This is a genomic window from Rhizobium sp. P2_G9 (genome assembly GCF_056403475.1).
Map to the genome: position 1 here is coordinate 69056 of NZ_JBFUFK010000008.1, position 19461 is coordinate 88516.

The 19461-nt window shown below is 59.7% G+C and carries 22 protein-coding genes; 7 read left to right on the top strand and 15 right to left on the bottom strand.

The genetic code is table 11. The features are described from left to right. Nucleotides 1–48 precede the first annotated feature (48 nt). A complete protein-coding gene (locus tag AC1DYF_RS08650) occupies nucleotides 49–945 on the top strand; it encodes a LysR family transcriptional regulator (RefSeq protein ID WP_477876398.1) in 897 nt (298 codons plus the stop codon). A 29-nt stretch (nucleotides 946–974) separates the two neighbouring features. On the opposite strand, the gene AC1DYF_RS08655 is transcribed toward AC1DYF_RS08650, so the two are convergent. The 4 genes from AC1DYF_RS08655 to AC1DYF_RS08670 all read right to left on the bottom strand — a co-directional run bounded on the left by AC1DYF_RS08655 (nucleotide 975) and on the right by AC1DYF_RS08670 (nucleotide 5627). Further along, the gene (locus AC1DYF_RS08655; protein WP_477876300.1) at nucleotides 975–1859 is read right to left on the bottom strand and encodes a GntR family transcriptional regulator; all 885 of its coding nucleotides are present in this window, start codon (nucleotides 1857–1859) and stop codon (nucleotides 975–977) included. Nucleotides 1860–2037: 178 nt separating this feature from the next. Continuing rightward, nucleotides 2038–3006 (bottom strand): ABC transporter permease, encoded by a 969-nt coding sequence (locus AC1DYF_RS08660; protein WP_477876301.1) that lies wholly within the window; start codon nucleotides 3004–3006, stop codon nucleotides 2038–2040. 21 nt (nucleotides 3007–3027) lie between these two features. Continuing rightward, nucleotides 3028–4575, bottom strand: coding sequence for a sugar ABC transporter ATP-binding protein (locus tag AC1DYF_RS08665; protein WP_477876302.1), 1548 nt, complete (start codon nucleotides 4573–4575; stop codon nucleotides 3028–3030). Nucleotides 4576–4646: 71 nt separating this feature from the next. Then, a complete protein-coding gene (locus tag AC1DYF_RS08670) occupies nucleotides 4647–5627 on the bottom strand; it encodes a substrate-binding domain-containing protein (protein WP_477876303.1) in 981 nt (326 codons plus the stop codon). Nucleotides 5628–5672: 45 nt separating this feature from the next. Between AC1DYF_RS08670 and AC1DYF_RS08675 the strand changes: the two genes are divergently transcribed. Both AC1DYF_RS08675 and AC1DYF_RS08680 read left to right on the top strand, forming a co-directional pair. Further along, nucleotides 5673–5888 (top strand): hypothetical protein, encoded by a 216-nt coding sequence (locus AC1DYF_RS08675; protein WP_477876304.1) that lies wholly within the window; start codon nucleotides 5673–5675, stop codon nucleotides 5886–5888. A 70-nt stretch (nucleotides 5889–5958) separates the two neighbouring features. After that, nucleotides 5959–6840: a GntR family transcriptional regulator gene (locus AC1DYF_RS08680; protein WP_477876305.1), complete on the top strand. Its 882-nt coding sequence runs from the start codon at nucleotides 5959–5961 to the stop codon at nucleotides 6838–6840. A gap of 56 nt (nucleotides 6841–6896) precedes the next feature. Here AC1DYF_RS08680 and sucD read toward each other — a convergent pair whose 3' ends face one another. From sucD to AC1DYF_RS08705, 5 genes are all read right to left on the bottom strand, one after another. Continuing rightward, nucleotides 6897–7796 (bottom strand): succinate--CoA ligase subunit alpha, encoded by a 900-nt coding sequence (gene sucD / locus AC1DYF_RS08685; RefSeq protein ID WP_477876306.1) that lies wholly within the window; start codon nucleotides 7794–7796, stop codon nucleotides 6897–6899. A gap of 12 nt (nucleotides 7797–7808) precedes the next feature. Continuing rightward, nucleotides 7809–8993, bottom strand: coding sequence for a malate--CoA ligase subunit beta (locus AC1DYF_RS08690; RefSeq protein WP_477876307.1), 1185 nt, complete (start codon nucleotides 8991–8993; stop codon nucleotides 7809–7811). Nucleotides 8994–9004: 11 nt separating this feature from the next. Beyond that, on the bottom strand, nucleotides 9005–9946 hold the full coding sequence (locus tag AC1DYF_RS08695; protein WP_477876308.1) for an HpcH/HpaI aldolase/citrate lyase family protein: 942 nt from the start codon (nucleotides 9944–9946) through the stop codon (nucleotides 9005–9007). Between the two features lie 23 nt (nucleotides 9947–9969). Beyond that, complete coding sequence (locus AC1DYF_RS08700; protein WP_477876309.1) at nucleotides 9970–11160, bottom strand: aminotransferase class V-fold PLP-dependent enzyme; 1191 nt, start codon at nucleotides 11158–11160, stop codon at nucleotides 9970–9972. A gap of 184 nt (nucleotides 11161–11344) precedes the next feature. Then, on the bottom strand, nucleotides 11345–11974 hold the full coding sequence (locus tag AC1DYF_RS08705) for a LuxR C-terminal-related transcriptional regulator (protein ID WP_477876310.1): 630 nt from the start codon (nucleotides 11972–11974) through the stop codon (nucleotides 11345–11347). 222 nt (nucleotides 11975–12196) lie between these two features. On the opposite strand from AC1DYF_RS08705, the gene AC1DYF_RS08710 reads away from it, so the two are divergent. From AC1DYF_RS08710 to AC1DYF_RS08720, 3 genes are all read left to right on the top strand, one after another. Further along, nucleotides 12197–13315 carry a serine hydrolase domain-containing protein gene (locus AC1DYF_RS08710; RefSeq protein WP_477876311.1) on the top strand — a complete coding sequence of 373 codons (1119 nt, stop codon included), beginning with the start codon at nucleotides 12197–12199 and terminating at the stop codon, nucleotides 13313–13315. A 55-nt stretch (nucleotides 13316–13370) separates the two neighbouring features. Continuing rightward, a complete protein-coding gene (locus AC1DYF_RS08715) occupies nucleotides 13371–13760 on the top strand; it encodes a VOC family protein (protein ID WP_477876312.1) in 390 nt (129 codons plus the stop codon). A gap of 66 nt (nucleotides 13761–13826) precedes the next feature. Continuing rightward, nucleotides 13827–14756 (top strand): tetratricopeptide repeat protein, encoded by a 930-nt coding sequence (locus tag AC1DYF_RS08720; protein ID WP_477876313.1) that lies wholly within the window; start codon nucleotides 13827–13829, stop codon nucleotides 14754–14756. Here the strand turns inward: AC1DYF_RS08720 and AC1DYF_RS08725 are convergent. Further along, nucleotides 14694–15470, bottom strand: coding sequence for a hypothetical protein (locus AC1DYF_RS08725; protein ID WP_477876314.1), 777 nt, complete (start codon nucleotides 15468–15470; stop codon nucleotides 14694–14696). The two genes, AC1DYF_RS08720 and AC1DYF_RS08725, sit on opposite strands and share 63 nt — an antisense overlap. Nucleotides 15471–16045: 575 nt before the next feature. Here AC1DYF_RS08725 and AC1DYF_RS08730 point away from each other — a divergent pair. After that, nucleotides 16046–16231 carry a hypothetical protein gene (locus AC1DYF_RS08730; protein ID WP_477876315.1) on the top strand — a complete coding sequence of 62 codons (186 nt, stop codon included), beginning with the start codon at nucleotides 16046–16048 and terminating at the stop codon, nucleotides 16229–16231. 164 nt (nucleotides 16232–16395) lie between these two features. Here the strand turns inward: AC1DYF_RS08730 and AC1DYF_RS08735 are convergent, their stop codons facing one another. The 5 genes from AC1DYF_RS08735 to AC1DYF_RS08755 form a co-directional block, all read right to left on the bottom strand. Then, a complete protein-coding gene (locus AC1DYF_RS08735) occupies nucleotides 16396–16656 on the bottom strand; it encodes a hypothetical protein (protein WP_477876316.1) in 261 nt (86 codons plus the stop codon). A gap of 7 nt (nucleotides 16657–16663) precedes the next feature. After that, nucleotides 16664–17254 (bottom strand): hypothetical protein, encoded by a 591-nt coding sequence (locus tag AC1DYF_RS08740; protein ID WP_477876317.1) that lies wholly within the window; start codon nucleotides 17252–17254, stop codon nucleotides 16664–16666. Nucleotides 17255–17414: 160 nt separating this feature from the next. Beyond that, nucleotides 17415–18812 carry an APC family permease gene (locus tag AC1DYF_RS08745; RefSeq protein ID WP_477876318.1) on the bottom strand — a complete coding sequence of 466 codons (1398 nt, stop codon included), beginning with the start codon at nucleotides 18810–18812 and terminating at the stop codon, nucleotides 17415–17417. A 9-nt stretch (nucleotides 18813–18821) separates the two neighbouring features. Next, nucleotides 18822–18989, bottom strand: coding sequence for a hypothetical protein (locus AC1DYF_RS08750; protein WP_477876400.1), 168 nt, complete (start codon nucleotides 18987–18989; stop codon nucleotides 18822–18824). 9 nt (nucleotides 18990–18998) lie between these two features. Next, the gene (locus AC1DYF_RS08755) at nucleotides 18999–19382 is read right to left on the bottom strand and encodes a hypothetical protein (RefSeq protein WP_477876319.1); all 384 of its coding nucleotides are present in this window, start codon (nucleotides 19380–19382) and stop codon (nucleotides 18999–19001) included. Between the last annotated feature and the right edge of the window lie 79 nt (nucleotides 19383–19461).

The following is a 19461-nucleotide window of genomic DNA, read 5'->3' on the forward strand; positions in this document are numbered from 1 at the left end:
ATAATAATACAAACTGTATGTTGAATACTAACAATGAGAAAAACGAACGTGGAACCCATCAATCTCAATCGTCTGGCCTATTTCGCCGCCGTGGTTGAAGCCCGTTCGTTCACCGGCGCGGCCGAGCGGCTTGGCATCACCAAGACGGTTGTCAGCCAGCAGGTGGCGCGGCTCGAGGAGGAACTGAAGACGACGCTCCTCCTGCGCACCACGCGCCGGGTGGAACCCACGGAGGCGGGGCGTCGCTTGCATGCGCGTTGCGCCCTGATCCTGCGCGATGTCGAAGAGGCGATCGATGAGATCGGCGAAGCCAATGCCGGGCCTGTCGGCACATTGCGTGTCTCGGGGACCAACGATTATGGCACCATCACGCTGGCCCCCGTTGCCGCCCGGTTTCGGCAGAAATATCCGGCCTGCGCTGTCGAGCTCATCATTTCCGATTCCAGGATCGACCTGATCGCCAATCAGATCGATCTCTCAATCCGCGTCGGTTGGCTCGATGATTCCAGCTTGCAAGCCCGCCGCATCGGCACGTTCCGGCAGTTCCTGGTGGCGGCACCGGATTTTGCGGCACGGCTTGACGTGCGCCAGCCGGAAGATCTCGCCGCTCTGCCGCTGATCGCCAACACTGCCCTGCGCGAGCCGCTCGTCTGGAATTTCGTCAGGGGCGATTTCGACCGGCGGACCGTCACAATGCGCGAGGCTTTCTCCATCAACGCGACAACCGCCGTGCTGGAAGCCACGCTTGCCGGAGGCGGGCTGGCCGTCCTCCCGGATTTTCTCGCCGCCAATCCTTTGGCGGAAGGCCGCCTCGTGCAAATCCTGCCGGATTGGGCATTGCCGTCAGGCGGCATCTATGTCGTCTACCCCGCAGCGCGCTTTCGCCCCCAAAAGGTGACGCAATTCGTTTCGATGCTGGTGGAACATATTCGGCAACACAGTTGAAGTGATTCCACGGGGGATTTTCCTATCGCTCATTGCATGACCGATCGCAGCAATGTTTCACGTGCGGAGGTCATGTGGGTGCGACAGGCCAGTTCAATCAGCGAGACGTTGCGGCTCTGCAGGGCATCGATATAGGTGAGATGTTCGCGAATGGCGGCTTCGTTGCGTTGACGTTCGTCGCGCTTGTTCCACTGGTAGTGATAGTGGAAGATGAGCGTGATGATGTCGTAGAAACTGTCGATGAAACGGTTGGGTGAGACCGAACCGATCAACCGATGGAACCGGCTGTCGAGCTCGGAAAAATCGTGAAAGCGCTCATCGATGTCGTCAAGCAATCTGATATGGGCATCGCGCATGAGCTTGATCTGGTCCCAAGTTGGCGAACTTTCCGGCAGCAACACGAAAAGTCTGGCGGAGCGCAGCTCGAACGTTTCCCTGATTTCGGACAGCTCCAGCGCGTATTTCTGCGTGAACCCTTTGAGTGTCCAGCCTTCCATACCTTGTTCAACAAGTCCAAAACGCTGAAACCGTGACAGGAGTTCGCGGATTGGCAGTTGCGCTATGCCAAACCTTCGAGCCAGCTCGAGTTCATTGATGACTGTACCCGGCGTGGCATTGTCACGCAGCGTCCACTCCATGAAGCGTCGCTCCAGCTGCAGTGAAACTGGAACCATTTCATCCTTCGGAAATCGCAGGACTTTTGCCTTGCCGGCGGGACTTTTACGCAGCGGAAAGTCGGTGCCCACCACGCCGCATTCGGCAAGCGCCGCCAGGACTTTGCGGACGGTTGTCCGGCTCACGCGCAGGCGCGTCCGCAAACTGCTCTCCGACGGCAATTCGTCGCCTACGGCAAGCGAGGCAACGATGTCGAGGGCGTCCCCAAAGGCCCTTTCATAGATCGAATCCGTTTTCATGTGCTTGCAATTCCACGATGGAGTGGATGCCTTCGCCAAATCCAAACGCAGGGAAACTGTCGAGCCAGCGGTCGGTTCCGGCGCTATTCCTGTGACGAAGGACAACACGGAGAAATACGAACAAATGTCCGAAGGTCTGGCATTTCGCCGGCTCTTCGGCTCTCCCGGTTGCAGCCGCTCATCCGCGCCGGCGTCGTAGCTGATCAGAGAAGACGATCAGGATGATGAGGACGCCGGTGATGATCCTCTGCCAGAAGGAATTCAGGTTAAGCAGATTGGCGCCGTTGTTGATCGTCGCCAGAATGAAGGCGCCGAGCAGCGGACCATGAATGGTTCCGACGGCGCCGAACAGGCTGGTGCCGCCGATCACCGAGGACGCGATCGCCTGCAATTCCCATCCCTCTGCCTGTGTCGCATTGCCGATGCCGATACGCGATGCAAGCAGCACGCCGACAAAGGCTGCGAAAGTCGCAGAGAGGATGTATGCGACGTAGATCATGAAGTTGACATTGACCCCGGAGAGCCGGGCCGCCTCGCGGTTTGAGCCGACGGCAAAGAGGTAGCGCCCCCAGCGGCTATGGTGCAGCAAGACATAAGCGGGCACGCCGACGGCGATCACCATCCAGAACAGGCTCGGTATGCCGAGGAAGTCAGCCAGCGAGAACGAGGTGAAATCATCATTGTTGATGTTGATGGTCGAGCCATTGGTGATCAGCAATCCGATACCCCGGAGTGCCGTCAGCGTGGCAAGCGTGATGATGAAGGGCGGCAAGCCCATGCGTACGATGCCGAAGGCGTGAAAACCGCCGATCGCGACGCCAATCAGCAGCGTCAGTGCGATCGCCAGCCACATGGGAGCGCCGGCCTGCATCAGCCAGGCGATGACCACGCTGGAGAAGCCGACGACGGCGCCTACGGAAAGGTCGATGCCGCCGGTGATGATGACGAAGGTTTGCCCGACCGCGAGGACGGCGGTCATCGACCCCTGGCGCAGCAGATTGCTGATATTGTTTGGCGTCCAGAAGCTGTTGGTCGAAAACGCCAGCAACATCCAAAGCAGGAGGAGAAGGCCCAGCAGTGTCAGCCCGAACAGGATGCTCAGTCCACGGCCGCGTCTTTTCGGAGAATCGATTGCCTCAACGCTCATTAAATTCACTCCATATATTTGTCAGGCGCCGATGGCTTCGCCAAGCACGGTTTCGTGGCTGACTTCATGATAATCGTGGCTCGCGACCAGCCTGCCGTTGCGGAAAACATGCAGATGGTCGGCCAGCTCGTAGACTTCAGGCAGGTAGGACGAGATGAGGATGATGCCCGCGCCTTTCTTGAGAAGCTCGGCAAACAGCCTGTAGATCTCGGCCTTGGTGCCGACATCGACACCGACGGTCGGCTCGTCGAAGATGAAGAGTTCGGCGCCATGGCTCAGCCATTTGCCGATAACGATCTTCTGCTGGTTGCCGCCCGACATTGCCATGGCGAGAACACCTGGCGATGGTGTCTTGATGGCGAGATCCCTGATCTGCTTGGCGGCATTGGCGGTCTCGCGCGACCTGTCGATCGTGAGTGCCCGGCTCAGACGTTTGTAGATCGGCAGGTTGATGTTCAGTCCGATCGGCAGATTGAGGCAAAGCCCCTGGTCTCTCCGGCTTTCCGGTGCCAATGCGATGCCAAGATCCATCGCGGTACGTTCATTGTGAATCCGGACCGGTTTACCGCGCCAGCGGATTTCGCCCGACGTTGCCGGATTGCGCCCGTAAAGGCCGAGCGCGAACTCGCTGCGGCCGGCGCCGATCAGGCCATAGAGACCGACGATTTCGCCCGCACGCACCGAGAGCGACACGTCATGGAAGCCGGCACCGGATAGGCCTTTGGCCTCCAGGATCGTATCGCCGATAGGGATCGTTTCCTTGTGGTAGATCTGCTCGATCGTGCGGTTGATCATCAGCGCGATCAGTTCCGCCTCATTGGTGTCGGCGATGTCGCGCGTCCCGACATGGGTGCCGTCTCGCAGGACCGACACACGGTCCGCCAGTTCGAAGACTTCTTCCATGCGGTGCGAGATATACACGATCGTGACGCCATCGGCCTTCAGCCGGCGGATCAGCTTGAAAAGCTGGGCCGATTCCTGGCGGGTGAGATAGGCTGTGGGTTCGTCGAAGATGAGAAGCCGGGTACCGCGCATGGCGGCGCGCGCCGTGGCGACCAGTTGCTGCTGTCCGATCGTCAGTTCGCTCAGCAGCACATGGGCCGGAATCTGAAAGCCGAGCTGATCGAGCACGTCCTGCGCCTTCTGGCGCATCAAACCCTTCTGCAGCAGGCCGAAACGGAAGAGCTCCTCGCCGAGAAAGAGATTGGCGGCGACGCTGAGATGTGGGCAGAGCACCACTTCCTGATGGACGGCGTTGATGCCGAGCAGGATTGCTTCCTGCGGCGTCGCCAGCCCGACCGCTTTTCCGCGCCAGCGGATTTCGCCGCTGGTACGGGTAATGACCCCTGTGAGAAGCTTGATGAGCGTCGATTTGCCGGCGCCATTTTCGCCAACGATCGCGTGCACCTCACCGGCCTTGAACGACATGGTCGCCGGCTTCAGAGCCTCGACGGCCAGGTAGTTCTTCCGCAGGCCGACCAGTTCCAGAATCGTGCTGCCCGGCGTGATGGCGCCAAAGCCCTCGTCAGCCGACGCGGTCGAGACGCCAGCGATCTCCGATACTGCCATGCAGTTCCTCCCAGTCGTTCAGCGCACCGGCGGGGTGGCATTTCGTTGCCGTCCCGCCGGTGAGCACTCTGTCAGATCTTCGGATTCAACAGGGCGTCGATCTTCGGATCGGACATGTTGTCCTTGGTCACGAGATTGGCGCCGGTGTCGACGAAAGTGTTCACTTTCTCTCCCTTCGAAGCCGCCAGCGCAGTCTTGATGCCATCATAACCCATGCGGTAGGGATCCTGAACCACGAGACCGGCAAGCACGCCTTTCTTGAGGAAGCCGACCGTCTTTTCGTCGCTGTCGAAGCCGATCACCTTGATCTTGTCGCCCATCTTGTTTTCAGCAATGGACTGACCCACGCCCTGGGCCATGATCAGGTTGGAGGCGAAGACGCCAACCAGGTCCGGATTGGCCGTGATCAGGTCGGTCATCATGTTGAGGCCCGTGGTCGCCTGTCCATCGGCATATTTGTCGGCGACGACAGTCAGGCCGGGATATTTCGCCTTGATGACTTCCTCGAAGCCCTGATGGCGTTGGTCGAGCGAACCGACTCCCGGCAGGCTGGTGATGATGGCGATCTTGCCTTCCACCTTGCCGTTCATCTTCTTGATGGCTTCGGCAAGCCCTTCGGCGGCAATGCGTCCGCCCTGCACATTGTCGGTCGTCAGGAACGAGGTAAACGCCTTGGAATCGGCTGCAGAGTCGATACCGATGATCGGAACGGATTTTGCTGCAGCGTCGATCGGCTTGCCGAGCGCCTTGAACTCGGTCGGAGAAATGACCACTGCGGCCGGCTTGCCGGCTACCGCATTTTCCAGGATGGAAATCTGTCCGGCAATATCGGATTCAGACTGAGCGCCGAGTTCCGGCACTTTCACACCGAGATCCTTGCCGGCGGCCCGGGCGCCAGCCAGGACGATCTGCCAATAGAACGACGTCGTATCCTTGACGATGATCGGGATCGTCACATCGGCTGCATACGAGGGTGCGGCAAGCGCAACGACCGCAGCAGCGACGCCACCGATGAGAACGCGGCGTGTCAGTTCAAGCGTTGATTTCCCCATGATTCTTTCCTCCTGAAGTTTTCATGAAGCAGCATACAGCGTGTCTTGATCGCCGTGCTGTTTATCGATAAACAACAAAAGGGAGGAGTTGTCAAATGCGCTGAATTTGTTTTTTATCGCCCTCGGAAAGACATGCAGATCCCTATGCTTTCACGAATGGCGGCCTGCCGCAACGGGCAAATTGACCGCGCGGCATTTGGCGCGATTTGTGAAAACAACGGCTGGCGGCATCGACTTCCCCACTTTCGACAACTTGGCTAGAAGCGACACTGCAGAACGCACATGCGTCTGGCGGATATGATCATTTGGCTCTTCTTTTGATGGACTGACGATGGCGAAGACCAACACTTTGTTCAAGAATGCCTATAATCGCTACTTGAAGAGCTTGAGAGCAGAGATGGAACTGCCGTCGGAGCCCGAAATCGCCATGCAGATCGGAGTTGGCAGGAGTACGGCGCATGCCATCCTGGAAAGGCTTGAGCAATCGGGAATCATTGTCTGGGAGAGGCACAGAAAGACGGTCCTTCGCGATCCATATCCGGGCGATTTCTTCCCCGAGGACGAAACCAATTCGCTGCACGACGCGATCGAGCGGAATTTCATGCAAACGATCCTGTCGAGCGACGCCGCACCCGGCATGCATATCAACGAACTCGAACTGGCCCGGGAGATCGGTGTCGCCACAACGTCGGTCCGGGAATATTTGATACGATTCAGCCGCTTCGGGTTGATCGAGAAGCGGCCCAACGGACATTGGATACTGAAAGGCTTCACGCGTCAATTTGCGCTCGAACTTGCGAATGTGCGCGAGATGTTCGAGCTGCATTCGGCTTTTGAGTTCGCGGCGCTACCGAAAGAGCATGCTCTCTGGGCACAGCTCGAGACTATCGAGCATGAACATGAGATCCTGTTGACTGATATAGACGATCGCTTCCGGGATTTTTCGGCGCTTGACGAGCGCTTCCATCTGCTGGTTCACCAAGCCTCCAACAACCGCTTCATCGCTGATTTCTACGATGTCATCGCAATGGTCTTCCACTATCACTATCAGTGGAACCGGGTGACGCAGAAAGCGCGCAACCGGCGCGCCATCGAAGAGCATCTGGATTATATTCGCGCGCTGAAGGATGGCGATCGCAACGCGCTCGAGACCGCGTGCCGCACCCACCTGACGTCCGCGCGCCATACATTGTTGCAGTCGGTCAAGAGTTGATCGAGCCCCTGCAAACAAGCAAGGGAAATTCCCCGGCTTGGCCGGGGAATCTTGGCTCAGGCCGCCTTGCTCATCACCGACAGCACGTCCGCGACGGTCTCGCCGAAGGAGGACGGGGTCGGAACGATGGTCACACCCGCACCCTTCAGGATCTCGACCTTCTCCTGGGCCGACTCGCCGAAGGCCGAGATGATCGCGCCGGCATGGCCCATGCGGCGGCCTTTCGGCGCCGAGAGGCCGGCGATATAGGCGATCAGCGGCTTTTTCATATGGTCGCGCGCCCAGAGTGCGGCTTCCGCCTCCTGCGGGCCGCCGATCTCGCCGATCATCAGCACCGCATCCGTCTGCGGGTCGTTCTCGAACAGTTCCAGCATGTCCTTGAACGACGAGCCGTTGACCGGGTCGCCGCCGATACCGACCGAGGTTGACACGCCGATGCCGCGCGCCTTCATCTGGCTGGCTGCTTCATAGCCGAGCGTGCCGGATCGGCCGACAATGCCGATGCGACCGGGAAGATAGATCGAGCCCGGCATGATGCCCATCAGCGCCTGGCCCGGGGTGATCATGCCGGCGCAGTTCGGCCCGATCAGGGTCATGCGATCCTCGAAACGATATCGCCTCATGTATCGCTTGACCCTGATCATATCCTGGGAGGGAATGCCGTCGGTGATGCAGACGCAGAGCCGGATGCCGGCGTCCGCCGCTTCCATGATCGAGTCCGCCGCGAATGGCGGCGGCACGAAGACGATCGAGGCGTCCACACCGGTTTCCTGCACCGCGCCCTTGACCGTGTTGAAGACCGGCATGTCAAGATGGGTCTGGCCGCCCTTACCGGGAGTGACGCCGCCGACGACATTGGTGCCGTAACGCTTCATGTCTTCGGCATGGAAACTGCCGATCTTGCCGGTAAAGCCCTGGACGATGACCCGGGTGTTCTTGTCGAGTAGAATGGACATGTCTCGATCTCCTCAAGCGGCCTTGTTGGCGGTGTAGGAACGCCAGGCGCTGACCGCCTTATCGGCGGCTTCGGCCAATGTCTCCGCGACGATGATGTTCTCGCCCGACTCGGCGAGGATGCGGCGGCCTTCCTCCATGTTGGTGCCGGAGAGGCGGACGACGAGCGGGACGGGCACGCCCACTTCGTGCAGCGCCTTGATCACGCCTTCCGCCACCCAGTCGCAACGGTTGATGCCGGCAAAGATGTTGACCAGGATCGTCTCGACATTCTTGTCTCGAAGAACCGCGCGAAAACTTTTCGCCACCCGTTCCGGTGAAGCGCCGCCGCCGATGTCGAGGAAGTTCGCCGGCTCGCCGCCGGCGATCTTGATCATATCCATCGTCGCCATCGCCAGGCCGGCGCCATTGATGATGCAGCCGATATTGCCGTCGAGGCCGACATAGGAGAGGCCGCGATCCGAAGCGAAGGTCTCCCGGTGGTCTTCCTGGCTCTTGTCGCGCATCTCCGCGATATGTGGCCGACGGAAGAGCGCGTTCTCGTCGAAGCTCATCTTGGCGTCGAGCGCCACGAGATCGCCGCGACGGGTCACCACCAGTGGATTGATCTCCAGCATCGAGGCGTCATATTCGACGAAGGCACGATAGCAGCCAAGCAGCGTCTGCGTAGCGCGGCCGACGAGCGCATTGTCTATGCCAAGCCCGAAGGCAATCTCACGGGCCTGAAAATCCTGCATGCCGACACCCGGGTCGACCGTGGCGCGGATGATCGAGTCGGGCTCGGCCTCGGCGATTTCCTCGATCTCCATGCCGCCCGACGAGGAGGCGACGATCATGATCCGCTCAGACTTCCGGTCGAGGACGAAGCCGAGATAGATTTCGCGATCGATATCCATCGCCTCTTCGATATAGAGCCTGCTGACCAGCTTGCCTTGCGGTCCCGTCTGATGCGTGACGAGGGTGCGGCCGAGCATGAAATCGGCGGCTTCGACGATTTCCTTGTCGGAAGAGCAGAGTTTGACGCCTCCCGCCTTGCCGCGCGCGCCGGAGTGAATTTGAGCCTTGACGACCCAGCGGTCGCCGCCGATCTCGCTGGCGCGATACGCCGCCTGTTCCGGGCTGTAGGCAAGCCCGCCGCGGGGAATGTGGATCTGGTAGCGGGATAGAAGTTCCTTGGCCTGGTATTCGTGAATGTCCATGGCGTCCTCCTTCAGCGGCCTGCGGTGATTGCGTCGTGGGTGGCGAGCACATTGCGCGCCATGCGTTCGGAAGCGGCGTCGATCATCTTGCCATCCAGCGAGGCAGCACCCTTGCCTTGGCTCTCAGCGACCTTGAGCGCGTCGATAATGCGCCGGGCGCGATCGACCTCCCTGTCGGGCGGCGAGAAGATCTCGTTGGCAAGCGCGATCTGGCTGGGGTGGATGGCCCATTTGCCCTCGATGCCAAGTGCCGCGGCACGGCGGCCGGCGGCTCTAAAGCCTTCCGGATCGGAGAAATCGCCAAAGGGGCCGTCGATGGCGCGCAGTCCATAGGCGCGGCAGGCGACCGTCATGCGCGACAGGCCGAAATGCCACTGGTCGCCGGGATAGTCCGGGTTCAGCCCGCCGATATTGACGGTGCGGGCCTTGAGGCTCGCCGCATAGTCGGCAACGCCGAAATGTAGCGCTTCCAGCCGGCCGCCGAAGGAGGCGATCGCTTCGACATTGGCCATGCCGAGTGCGGTCTCGATCAGGGCTTCGAGGCCGACGCGGGTGTTGTAGCCCTTGGCGATCTCGATCTGGTTGACCATGGCCTCGACCATATAGAGGTCGGCGGGCACGCCGACCTTCGGCACCAGCAGCGTGTCGATGCGGTCGCCGGCCTGTTCCATCAGGTCGACCACGTCGCGATACATGTAGTGCGTGTCGAGGCCGTTGATGCGGACCGAGATCGTCTTGCTGCGGCCGCGCCAGTCGATCTGATTGAGCGCCTGGACGATATTGGCGCGGGCGCGTTCCTTATCCGGCGGCGCAACCGCATCTTCGATGTCAAGGAAGATATAGTCGGCGTCCGAATTGGCCGCCTTTTCGATCATGTCGGGATTCGAGCCCGGCACCGCGAGCTCGCTGCGCTGCAGACGAAGGCGGCGGAGATGGTTGATGGTATGGCTCATGATGGTCTTCCGATCCCGTTCGTTCAGGCTGCCTTGGCGGTTGCGACGATTTTGACGGAGCGGAACTGGTTGACCGCAGCGCCGACGCCCGAGCCAGGCTCGATCTTGACGCCGCAATCGAGCATTGCCAGTTCGGCAGCGCCGAGTGCGCCCAGGACCATGACCTCGTTGAGCGAACCGAGATGGCCGATGCGGAACACCTTGCCTGCGACCTTGCTCAACCCGGTACCGAGCGAGGTATTGTAGGCGCGGTAGGCTTGCTTGATGACATCGACGCCATCCACGCCTTCGGGCAGGCGGATTGCCGAAACAGTGTCGGAATGCCATTTCGGCTCGGTCGCGCAGAGCTTCAGCCCCCAGGCGCTGACGGCAGCGCGAACGCCATTGGCGAGATGATGATGGCGGGCGAAGACATTCTCGAGACCTTCCTCGAAAATCAGGTCCAGCGCGGCGCGCAAACCACGGAAGAGCTGGGTCGGCGGCGTATAGGGGAAGTAACCGGTGTCGTTGGTCTTGATCATATCCTCGAAGGAGAAGTAGCAGCGCATGTGGCGGGAGGTTTTCGCAGCCTCAAGCGCCTTCTGGCTGACCGACAGGAAGCCCAGACCCGCCGGCAGCATGAAACCCTTCTGCGAGCCCGAGACGGCGCAATCGACGCCCCATTCGTCCTGGCGGAAATCGATCGAGCCGATCGAGGAAACGCCATCGACAAAGAGCAGCGCCGGATGGCCGCAGGCATCGAGTGCGGCGCGCACGGCGGCGACATCGGAGGTCACGCCGGTGGCGGTCTCGTTATGCGTCACGAACACGGCCTTGATCTTGTGCGCCTTGTCGGCATTGAGCCGCTCGGCATAGAGCTCGACCGGCACGCCGGTGCCCCATTCCATATCGATGCAATCGACCGCGAAGCCCAGACGCTCGGCCATATCGACCCAGAGATGCGAGAACTGGCCGAAGCGACTCATCAGTACATGGTCGCCGGGCGACAGGACGTTGGTCATCGCCGCTTCCCAGGCGCCGGTGCCCGAAGACGGATAGATGAAGACGCGGCCGGTCTGGTTCTTGAAGACCTTTTTGACGTCGGCGAACAGCGGCAGCGTCAGTTCCGGATAGCGCGGCGAGCGCATGTCTTCCATCGGCAGGTTCATCGCCTGGCGAACCTGTTCGGGAATGTTGGTGGGGCCGGGAATGAAGAGGTGATTGTAGCCTGACATGTTTCCTCCGATGCTTGTTATCGTCCGCGGGCGGACTGTTCCTCGATACCCAGACTGCTCTTCGGACGAAGGCTCCACCACACTCCCTCGGGCAGAAAATAATGCCGGACGGGCAGCCTGTTTGCAGCCCGTGTGGGTGGCCGGTTCTGATGAGCGGGTAGGGCAAGACTATCCGGCGGGTAGGTCAGTCGGCCTTGCGCCGGCGTTCCTTGGCGTAAAGAGCAACGGCCATGGCGCGATTGCGCACCTCAAGCTTGTCGTAGAGATTCTTGAGGTGATATTTCACGGTATTTTCGGAAATGCCGGTGCGGCTGGCAATTTGCGTATTGGTCCAGCCATTGGCGAGCATGCCAAGCAGTTCGGTCTCGCGCGAGGTCAGCTGCTGGAACGGGGTGGTCGATATTTTCGACAGCACCGTATAGGGAATGCAGATCCGCCCCTTCATGACCGCCGTCAGTGTGGCAAACAGGATCTCCGGATCTTCGAACTGGTAGCAGAGACCGTTGACGCCGAACCGGACCGTCTCGCTCAGGACTGACGGGTTGACGGTGTCGGCGAAGAGGACGATGCGGGGGTCGAATCCGCGTCGGCCGATATTGGCAAGCACCTCGGGCGCGTCGGCGTCGTCGAGCTGCCAACTGAGCAGAACACAGTCCGTTTCGATGACGGCCAGCTTGTCACAGAGTTCGGTCGATGACCGCGCTGTCCCGATAATTTCAAAGCCGGGCTTGTCGGAAAACAGGCCGCGAAGGGCGGAAATCACCAGCGGATTTCGCTCCGCAATCAAGACCCGTCCAATATCCATCCGCGACATGTGCCTCCCGGTGCCACAGCCGTGACACGCACCCATCTTGCGATGATCAGGACACTAACACTAGAAATTACAGGGGGTTGCCCACTCCGCGACGAAACGTGTCCTAAAATCCCCGATGCTAAAGTAATGAGCTCTCCTTTGGTCGATGCCGCACCTTGCGGAACATAGAGAGAACATGTAGCTCTGTGTCCGCTTGTTCGGAAACACTGGAGGACGGTTGGAATGAAGGCGCGGATCGACGCGGTTATGGAAAGAGCGATCAGGGACGGCAAGATCGTCGGCACTGTCGTGATCGTCACTGAAGACGGAGAGACCGTCTACAGCCGGGCCGCTGGTCATGCCGATCGCGAAATGGGAAAACCGATTGAGACGAACACGATTTTCCGTCTTGCTTCGGTGACCAAACCACTCGTGGCAGCCACTGCTCTGGCTCTGGTCGACAAGGGCAGGCTGGCGCTTGACGATCTCGCGCGAGATTATCTTCCCTATTTCCAGCCCAGGCGGCCGGATGGGGAGGTGGCCGACATCACCATCCGCCACCTGCTGACCCATACGGCCGGCCTCAGCTATGGCGCCGATTCCGCAACCACGCCACCGGAGCGGATGTACAACGGCGGCCTCTCCGATACAGACCTCGATTTCGAGGAGAACTTCAGCCGGCTGTCGACCTTTCCGCTCCTGGCCGCGCCGGGTACGCTCTGGTCCTATTCCATCGCCGTCGACGTTCTTGGGGCAGTCATTGCGCGGATCGAAGCGTGCAGTCTGGATGAAGCGGTGCGTCGTCATGTAACCGAACCGCTGGGGATGAGCGACACCGGCTTCTCGGTCAGCGATCTGGAGCGGCTTGCCACACCCTATGCCGATGCGGATCCGGCTGCTGTCAGGATGTCCGATCGTCATCTCGTTCCGGATAGTGAAGGCAATCTGATGACTTTTGCGCCAACCCGGCTGTTCAACCCCAAGGCTTTTCAATCCGGCGGCGCCGGCATGGTGGGCACGGCGCCGGATCTTATGATCTTTCTCGAGGCTGTTCGCCGGGGCGGAGCGCCGATCTTGAAGCCTGCGACAGCGAAGGCCGCACTTCTCAACCAGATAGGCGACATTCCGCGCCCAGACCGACCGGGCCAGGGGTTTTCCTTTTTGGGTGCGGTGATTCAAGACCCGGTACTGGCTGGGAATCCGATGTCGGAGGGATCGGTACAGTGGGGCGGCGTCTATGGCCATAGCTGGTTCATCGATCCTGTGAAAGGTATCTCGGCAGCGATCATGACCAATACTGCGGTCGAAGGCTGCCTGGGAGCCTATCCACAGGATATCATTCGGGAAATCTACGGCGTTTGATGCGGGTCGCAACGCGTAGAGCCAACAAGATCGCGTAAAGCAGGAGGAGAAGTCGATGATCGATCACACAGGTATTAACGTCTCGGATATTCAAAAGTCTCGCGCATTCTACGCGTCGTCGCTGGCGCCTCTGGGTTTTGCAATTTGCAAGGATTTTGGCGTGGCAGTCGGCTTCGGCGTGACCGAAGGCTACGGAAAAAGCACCGATCCCGGCGGTGAATTCTGGATTGCCGGCGGTGCGGTTCAGACCCCGCGCCTCCATGTCGCATTCAGTGCGGAAAGCCGTGCCCATGTCGACGCCTTCTACGAGGCAGCGATTGCGGCAGGCGGTCGCGATAATGGCGGTCCGGGCCTGCGTCCGCGATATCACGACCATTATTATGCGGCCTTTGTGCTCGACCCGGATGGTTACAATATCGAAGCAGTTTGTCACCAAGCACGGTGATCGCACTATTCATGTTTTCTATTGCCAATCGAGCACGCCCAATTTGCCGCAATTGACGGCTCGATCTTGGCGACCGATAAATATCCGCTCGACGATTTGAGCGATTGCGCTCTGGAGCATCTGGATGGCGTGCGCATGAACGAAAGCGAGCGTTTGGCGATCATTGCGAGTGCCGTGGCGGCATACAATGAGAGCAATCGTCAAAAGGCAAGACAGCTTTGCGAAGCGGGTCTCAATCGGTTTCCAGGGGATCCGCAACTCTCTCATCTTCTGGCGGCGGTGTTGTTTGCGGACGAGGATTTTCCCCACGCCAGGGAGAAAATAGAGACCAGTCTCGCCGCCCAGCCGAGGAACGCGCCAGCCCTGATCCTCGCGAGCAAGATCTATCGCGCCGAGGATAAACTGGATGCGGCATTGATGCAGCTTGAGAAGGCGGCAAGAATAGAATCCCGGTTGGAGATTCTGGTCGAGAAAGCCCGAATCTACGATCAGATGGGCGACGGGCCGGCTGCGCGCGATGCCTGGAGCGTGGTTCTCAATGCCCATCCGACGTCCCGGGAAGCTTTGAAACGCCTCAGCGGTTTGGCGAGAGAAAGTGGTGCCCTCGCTGAAGCCGAACAACTGCTCGAACGTGCCATCGCGCTCGAAGACCATCCTGGAATCTGGTTTGATCTGGCGCTCGTGCGGCACGATCTCAGGAAATTCGACAGCGCAGCCGAGGCCTACCGGCATGTGCTCGACCTGAACCCGGATGCGCCGGAGGCTGCGGTCAACCTGGGTGTCGTCTTGCAGGAGGCGGGCAGAATGGATGAAGCCATGGCGGCGTTTTCAAGAGCCTATGCACTGGACGCCTCCACGTTCGGAATGATTGCCATGGCTCTCACCTCAGCACCCCACGGTCGGCTGTGGCTCGACGAGGCGATTTTGCGCCAGTTATTGGTGAGCGGCGCGGCCGCGCCTGGCTCGAAATCGCTTGCGATAGACGCCCGGCGTTGAAAGCACGGCTGCAACCGTCTCCGCATAGGCAGCCTGCCGCTCGGCATCCAGTTCCTCAAAAACAAGCTCGGGCACAGTGCGTGGAACCGCAAAGCATTGTGCAACGGGCGTTCCACGCGCCAGCACGCCTGAGAACTCGGGCTCTGTCCAGATCGCCGGGAAATTGATCCCGCCATCGGTGAACCTGTCGGAATCGACAAGGCCGGTGACAAGCCGGAAGGGAAGATCGGCGCGATTGACAGGATGTGTCGCATAGAGCGACCAGCCGTCATCGACCTGGATTGTCCAAAAGCTGTTGAATTTGATCGCTGCCTGACCGGCGATCTCGAACGGACTGCCAGTCAATTGCGCCGGCGTATGAAAACTCAGCGGCGCGCGCGGATGTTTCTCGGTCAGCGGCGACGGAATATCCCAATTCCATGAGAAGACCCCTTTGTCGACAATCACGTCGCAAGGCAAAAGGATCATGAAGCCGTATGCCATCGCGTCCACCACGGGAGGGCACTGTTTCAACGTGCGTATGTCGCGGCCGTGAATTGCCGAATGGGCGGTAGCTGGCATGGCGCGCAACCAGTCCGGCAACGCGCCGCGCGCCAGAATGGGCCGCGGCAAATATTCGGCCAGGATCGGGTCACATCGGAATATGATTCGCATAATGCCCCCTGCGGCGCTCCCTGTGGTATCTTCAGCGGCCAGGCTCATCGTCTCCGCCATCGGTAACCTACTACGAGATTTATCGCTCGCGAAGCCAGCGTAGCCGTTTTCGCGCAGCGGTGAATCAACGGTTTTTGATGAGAGAAAGCTTATCACTGGGCTCAGCGACGATGGTCAGGCATTGATACGGCGCAAACCATTGTGATTCCGATCGAAACTCGCATCGTCCGAAGGAATTCGATCAAGATGAGGCCGCCAGCGCTGCGCTTTGTCCTCCCATTGCACATGGCAATGCGCACGCGTTTGTTCGGGGGTGACCAAGTTTTCGCAATGCGGGAACCATGTTGCGTCGCAGCGAACGAAGCTGAAATACCATTCCTGATATCGGCATCAAATATCATACTTTTGGAAATTCATTCTATATTTCTTGACAAGCTAAACATGTGATGTACCTTCAAGCTCGGTCGACCGATGGACCAACCCGGGATGAAGAGGAGAGTGTCTTGGGTATATTCGCAAGTTTCCTTTCGACGGTTCCGATCCAGAAAGTGCATGGTTGCCGCGTTCGAATGTGACGCAGACTGCGTCCGCTCGTCTTAAGCCAGTGAGTATTCGTCTTGATCGGAGAATCAGTGATGAAGCAGGTTATCGAATACCAGGGGGTCCCGGTTGGAGTTCTTCTTCCACGTGACGGCTGCCTTGCCTTCATGGCAGTGAAATTCGATGTCATGGATCTCGATGGGAAAATCTTTTCGTCGGCCGCCGAGGCCCGTGAAGCCATCAGAGCCCATGTGACCCACAGCGTTAGAGCAGCAGCCTGAAAGCGAGTCTTGTCATCTGCGCCACTTGACATGCTGATGTGGCCCGCGGCTGCGCAAACCCTCATTTGAGCAGAATCCTGCCGGCTTTCCCGACTATCAGACGGGTAAAAGGGGTCGCAGGTGGCCGGCAAATATTGAACTCATCCTAACCACCGTTCCCCGAGTCAGTTTTTGGGCAGCAACTGGTTGACGCGTGCGCGACGATAAGCGTCTGGGATCGACAAGGCCCAAATGAACAGTCCACCGGCATGCCGGCCGACAAAGCTCTGATTCGGGGTCGTCGTCATATAGGTCAGGATCGAAAACAGCACGACGAACAGAGCGAACGTTAACCCGCGTCTGGCCTCGCCGATGCTGACATGGCCCGCGCCCGGCAATATGATTGCCAGGAAAAGAACGAGGTAAAGGTTCAGCGGTTTTGACATCATATCCTCACGCGGCTTCAGATTGGGTGATTTCCGCAAACCGCGCGACGCGCGCTCGGAGCTCCTGTGCCGCGGCAATGGCTTGCCGGATGTTTGCAAGCGGCACGGTCTGCACTGCAAATCGTGCCTGGCGCAGCAGCATGTGCGCCTTCCGGTCGCCTTCCGCGGCCTGAATCATGATCCGTGTTGCCCCTGGTGTGATGAGGACTTCCTTCACTGCCGGATCGATGAGAGGGGAGGCGATGCATTGCCGCAAATCGCCGAACTTTGGATCGTCCGCAATCTCGGTGCCGCGCATGAGAAGCGGAACTCCGATATCCGACGGCGCCAGCCAATGGGATAGTTCATGCACAGGTGAGTAGAATTCCGAGCCGGTTGGGCGCGAAAGTGCCCCGATCGACGGCACGTTGCGGCTTTCCAATTCGTAGAGCGTGACCCGCAACCAGAGTTGAGGCAAGCGGCGTGGAACCAACGTATCGACGCAGAGCTCAATTCTCGCCGGTGTGCCGTCGCTGATCTTGCCGGCGACGCTGGGGAAATGATCGGGGGTGACAGCATATTTCACGTCGCGCAGGATCTGCCCGGCTTCATCCAGCATCGACCGGCGAGCGGCCAATGTCAGCCTGTGCTCACGGACGGCGCGCGCGGCAAGCCAGAAACAGGCAAGCAGCGAGAAGGCCAACACCAGAGAGTTCACCATCGCATTGCCCTCCCGCCAGAAAACAGGAAGGCGGCCGAAAGGCCGCCTCCCAACCTCATCAGTAACCCTGCGGCCTCGGCCAGGGCATGGTGAACTGGTCGCCGCGCTTGACATATCGATAGCGCCTGAAATGGAACCACAGCGATGCGATGATGTAGAAGCCGACCATGGCAATCAGCTGCGTGCCATAGCCCAGGAATACTGCGACATAAGCCGTCGAGCACAGCAGCAGGAGCACGATCGTCGGCAGCGGGTGCAGCGGATGCACGTAGCCGCGCTTGATGCTGCCGAGTGGCCATTTGTTGCGGAACATCACCATGTTGAAGGTCATGAACGTGTAGCCCAGGAGGCCCGAAAGGATCGAGAAGGTGACCACCTGATCCAGCGGCGCGCCGAGCGCGAAGATCAGCGCGATCGGCACGAGGAAGACGATCGAGCGATAGGGCGTCCGATAGACGGGGTGCACGGCGCCGAACCAGATCGGCAGGTAGCGGTCGCGGCCCATCGAGAACCAGGCGCGCGAGGCATCGTTGATGCATCCGTTTGCCGAAGCCAGCGTCGAGAACATCGTGCCGATGAACAGCAACACCATCAGGTCCTTGCTGCCGGTCACGCGCGCGGCGTCGAAAAGCGGCGTCCCGGATTGCCCGAGATATTCCCAGGGGATCAGACCGGAGCAGACATACCAGGTCATGGTCGCGGCGATCAGCAGCGTCATGATGCCGGCCATGGTGCCGTAGGGCAGTGAACGCGCCGGCGAGCGGACTTCCTCGGCCGCCTGGCAGGTGCCTTCGATGCCGAGATAGTACCAGAGCCCGAAATGGACGGATGCGATAATGCCGACCCAGCCATAGGGCATCGGATCCGTGGTGACGGCCGAAAAGTCGAGCGCGACTGCCGAACCGCCAAACTGGACGACCAGGAAAAGCGCAATAATGGCCAGAAAGGCGATTGCCGTGATGACCAGGTTGAAGTTCAGCGTCGCCAGCACGCCGCGATAATTCAGCCAGGCGAGGAACATGATGGAGAGGATGATAAAGGGCTGCTGATGCAGGCCGGTATGGCCTTGCAGGCCCGCCACCGTGTCGAGCAGGAAGCCTATGGTGATGGCATTGCCGGATTCGAGCATGGTATAGGCCATGACGAGGAAGAGGCCGACATTGAAAGCCATCAGCGGGCCGACGATGTGCTTGGCCTGGGCATATTGGCCTCCGGCGGCTGCCACGGTCGAGGTGACTTCGGAGTCGATCATGGCGACGCAGGTGTAGAGCAGGCCGGCTACCCAGCAGGCAACCAGTCCGGCGATCATCCCGCCTTTGCCGATCGAGAAATTCCAGCCCATATATTCGCCGACGAGCACGATGCCGACGCCAAGCGCCCAGATGTGGGCCGGGCCGAGAACGCGCAACAATTGCAGTCGTTGCGGCTGTGCGGTGGTGGAAGTGGTGTTCGCCATGTTCCGCCCTCAGATCACGTGACGCTCGGCCGCAGCCTCGATCTCGCCTTCGCGCGATGAGGTCAGCAGATCATTGTCGTAAGTCGCATCGACGCGCACCATGTCGTAGAGCATCGCCGCAGCGAAGATCGCCGACAGTGCCCAGGCGGTATATTCCAGGATGGTCCAGATATCCATGATGCCCTCCTACTTCTTATCGTCGCCGAAGCGCTCCGCGATGACGTCCCGATATTCCCTGTCGGAAAGCTTCACGATCAGGATGAAATAGCCGATCACCAGCACCACCATCACAGCGAGCGCCGCCCAGCTGAACGAATAATCGAAGCGTGCCGTGACGATGTCATTGGCCGCCGCCGGGTCCGTGACGCCAAGGGCGAGCCATTGCTGTTGCTCGGTGGCATTCTGACCAAGCGACTCCCAGGTTGGATTGGCGATCGGCGCCGGCGTCTTGGAGGCGCCCGCCAGGCCGAGATAGAGCGGCACGTAAAGTGCGCCGACGGTCAAAACCAGAAGAGTCAAGACGTCGAAAATCTGCGCAGCGAGACCCTGCTGCGGCGGCTTATAGGCCATGGTGTTGTCCTCCTAGAGCAATTCCAGCACAAGTACGAAGCGGGTTTGCGGCCAGAATTGCATAAAAACAAAGAGATAG